The sequence below is a fragment of the Mycobacteriales bacterium genome, assembly GCA_035504215.1.
Lineage (GTDB): Bacteria > Actinomycetota > Actinomycetes > JAFAQI01 > JAFAQI01 > DATAUK01.
In genome coordinates, this window is the sequence record DATJSI010000103.1 from 1 (window position 1) to 3,498 (window position 3,498).

A 3,498-nucleotide genomic window follows, 5' to 3' on the forward strand; every position below is an offset into this window, starting at 1 on the left:
GTGAGCGAGGTTGACCCCGCCGGCGGCGACGACGCCGACGCCACCGAAGCCGAAGCAACCGAAGACGATGCGCCGCGCGGCTGGCTGACCCCGGGAGTCGCGAGCATCGGCGCGGCCAGCATGTTCTCCGACCTCGGTCACGAGATGACGACGAGCGCGCTGCCGAGCTTCGTGACGGCGACCCTGCACTCGGGTCCGGGCGCCCTAGGGGTGATCGAGAGCATCGCCGACGCGCTGGTCGGCGTGGCGAAGCTCGTGGGCGGGCCGCTCGCCGTGGATCCCGAGCGGCGCCGCCGGCTGGTCGCCGGAGGGTACGTCGGCACCGCGTTGGCCACCGGGGCCATCGGGCTCGCCACCGCGGTGTGGCAGGTCGCCATCCTCCGCGCGCTCGCCTGGACCAGCCGCGGGCTGCGCTCGCCGGCTCGTGACTCGATGTTGTTCACGCTGGTGCCGGCGAGCGCGTACGGCCGCGCGAGCGGGCTCGAACGCGCCGGGGACAACCTCGGTGCAGTCGGCGGGCCGCTGCTGGCCGCGTTGCTGGTGGCGGTCATCGGGATCCGACCCACGCTCCTGATCGCGGCGATCCCCGGGTTCGTGGCCGCGTTCGCGATCGGGGTGGCCGCGCGTGAGGCCCGCTCGAAGCTCGGGCCGGGCAAGGCCCGCAAGGTGCTGTCCTACAACCTCGGCGAGCTCCACCGGGCCGGGCTGACCAGGGTGCTGGCGGCACCGACGCTGTTCGAGCTGGGGAACCTCGCCGCCACGCTGATGATCCTTCGGGCCACCGACCTGCTGCACCGCGACGGGCGCAGCATCGCGGCGGCCACCAGCCTCGCCGTCCTCTTCTATGCCGCACACAACCTGGCCGCGACAGTGACCGCCTTCGCCGCCGGGCACCTGATCGACAGGCGCAGTGCCCGCGCCGCGATGGTCATCGCGGCGTCGTCGTACGTCGTGGGCTATGGCCTGTTCGCGTTCGGCCCGCATAACCCCGGCGTTCTCTTGCTCGCCTTCGTCGTCGCCGGTGCCGGGATCGGGTTCGGTGAGCCGGCAGAGACCGCAGCGGTCGCAACCCTGCTGCCGGACCGGCTCCGGAGCAACGGCTTCGGGCTGCTCGGGGTCGTGCAGGGAATCGGCGCCTTGACCTCCTCCGCGGTGGTCGGCCTGCTGTGGAGCACGGTGTCCGCGACCGCCGGATTCGCGTATGCGGCGGCCTGGATGGTGGCGGCGGCCGCGGCTGCGCCCCTGCTCACCGCCCGCCGGGCCGGTTGACCGCCGTTCGGACGGCCAAGATCGCTCGCACGCTCGGCTTCACCCGAATGCCGAATCCTCCGATGCACATGACGTGACCGCGTGGAATCGGCTCTCCCGCGAGGCAAGCATCGCCGGCCTGGGCAAGTGGCTGGCCGCTGCCCTCGCGGTCACCGTCATGGCCGCGGTCGGCCACGGCCCCGCCCACGAGCACCGCAACATCCTCTACGGCTGGCTCGGGGTCGGCGCCCTTGCGGTGGCGATGCAGGGTGCCGTGCCGTGGACCAAGGCCAAGGCGGCGTGGGCCGAGGTCCCCTACCTGTTCACGATGGGCGCGCTGGACCTGGTGGCGCTCGTCGCGGTGATCGGGCTGACCGGTGGCGTCAGCGGCCCGTTCTGGGTGCTCATGCTGCTCACCACCGCCGGTGCATCGGTCATCGCGCCGAACCGTATGGCGGCGGTCGCGCAGGCGCTGCTGATGGACTGCGGCCTCGTGCTCGGCACCTGGATCGCCCACGACCTGAACGAGCACAGCGTCGGTCCGCTGTTGCTGATCGGTATCTGCACGCCGCTGATGGCGCTGATCGGCAGCGCGGTGTCGAACTCGCTCGAACAACAGCGGGTCAACAGCGAGGCCGAAGCGGTTGCGCTCAAGGCCACCGTGGATGACCTCTCCCTGGCTCTCGCCAAGGCCGCGCAGGGCGATCTCTCGGTCCGCGTCGACCAGGAGGGCACTCCCGAGGAGCTGTTGGGCCACCTCACCGGCGCGTTGGACGAGACCCTCGGCAACCTGCGCAACCTGGTGGCCCAGGTGCGCTCCGGCGGCGACCAGATCGTCGCCTCCGCGGTCGAGCTCCTTGCCACCGCCGAGGAGCATGCGGTCTCGGCGAGCCAGCAGTCATCGGCGATCTCGGAGACGACGTCGACGATCGAGGAGCTGGCGGCGACCGCGGCCCAGATCGCCGAGACCTCCGAGGCCGTGGCGCGCTATGCCGCCGAGACGCTCCGGTACGCCGAGGACGGGCGAAAGGCAGTGTCGGCGAGCGTCGAGGCGATGGACACGATCGCGATCCGCGTCGACCAGATCGGGCTGCGCACGCAAGCGCTCGGCGACAAGAGCCAGGAGATCGGCCGGATCCTCGACGTCATCAACGACCTCGCGGACCAGACCAACCTGCTCGCTCTCAACGCCGCGATCGAGGCGGCCCGCGCCGGCGAAGGCGGCCGCGGCTTCGCCGTCGTCGCCGCCGAGGTGCGCAAGCTCGCCGAACGCGCGCAGCAGTCGACCGGGCAGATCCAGGCGATCGTCGGCGAGATCCAGTCGGAGACGACGGCGACGATCGTCGCGACCGAGGAAGGGGCAACCGACGTCCGGCGCGGCTCCGACCTCGCCCGTGGCGTCGTGGACGCGCTGGAGCGGATCTCCGGCATGGTCGACGAAACCACCACTGCAGCCAAGGAGATCTCGGTCGCGACACAGCAACAGCGCTCGGCGTCGGACCAGGTCGTCGCGGCCATGACGCAGGTCTCGGATGTGTCCCGGCAGTACGCCGTCGGCTCCAAGCAGTCGGCCGCGGCGGCCTCGCAGCTGAACACGCTCGCCGCCGAGCTGCGGGCATCGATCGCGCAGTTCAAGGTCGCCTGAACCACTCCTCGCGGTGGGTCGCGTCAGGATCCCGTTGAGATTCCTGCGCGCCGCGTCAGGGACTCGTCACGGTCTTTGAAGCCGCTCTGCGCCCGGACCAACACTGCGGGCATGGCTGATCTTGCCTTCATCCTCCTGACCATCGCCGTGTTCGCGCTCTTCGCGTTGATCGCCAAGGGAGCCGAGCGGCTATGACCGCCGACAACCTCGTCGGTCTGATCCTCGCGATCGCGACCGGCATCTTCCTGGTGGTCGCACTGCTGCTTCCTGAGCGGTTCTGATGAGCTCGACGACGGCGGGGATCGTCTTCATCGTCTCCCTGGTCATCGCGCTGGCGGCGTCGTACAAGCCGCTCGGCGACTACATGGCGCGGGTGTACAGCAGCGAGCACCACTGGCGGGTCGAGCGATGGATCTACCGCGCGACGGGTGTGAACCCCGACGTCGACCAGAAGTGGTCGACGTACCTGCGCAGCGTGCTCGCGTTCTCGGCGATCTCGGTTCTCGGCCTCTACGTCATCCTGCGCGCGCAGCACCACCTGCCGTTCAGCCTCGGCTACGGCGGCATGCACGCGAGCCAGTCGTTCAACACCGCGGCCAGCTTCA

At 70.6% G+C, this 3,498-nt stretch carries 4 protein-coding genes; all 4 read left to right on the plus strand.

What is annotated here, in order from left to right:
• Positions 1-1,269: MFS transporter (locus VME70_12675; GenBank protein ID HTW21052.1), on the plus strand; the 1,269-nt coding region annotated here is incomplete at its 5' end.
• Between the two features lie 73 nt (positions 1,270-1,342).
• Complete coding sequence (locus VME70_12680) at positions 1,343-2,893, plus strand: methyl-accepting chemotaxis protein (GenBank protein HTW21053.1); 1,551 nt, start codon at positions 1,343-1,345, stop codon at positions 2,891-2,893.
• Between the two features lie 191 nt (positions 2,894-3,084).
• Positions 3,085-3,174: a potassium-transporting ATPase subunit F gene (locus tag VME70_12685; GenBank protein HTW21054.1), complete on the plus strand. Its 90-nt coding sequence runs from the start codon at positions 3,085-3,087 to the stop codon at positions 3,172-3,174.
• Positions 3,174-3,498 (plus strand): potassium-transporting ATPase subunit KdpA (locus VME70_12690; GenBank protein HTW21055.1); only part of this gene is annotated, 325 nt, incomplete at its 3' end. The genes VME70_12685 and VME70_12690, both read left to right, overlap by 1 nt.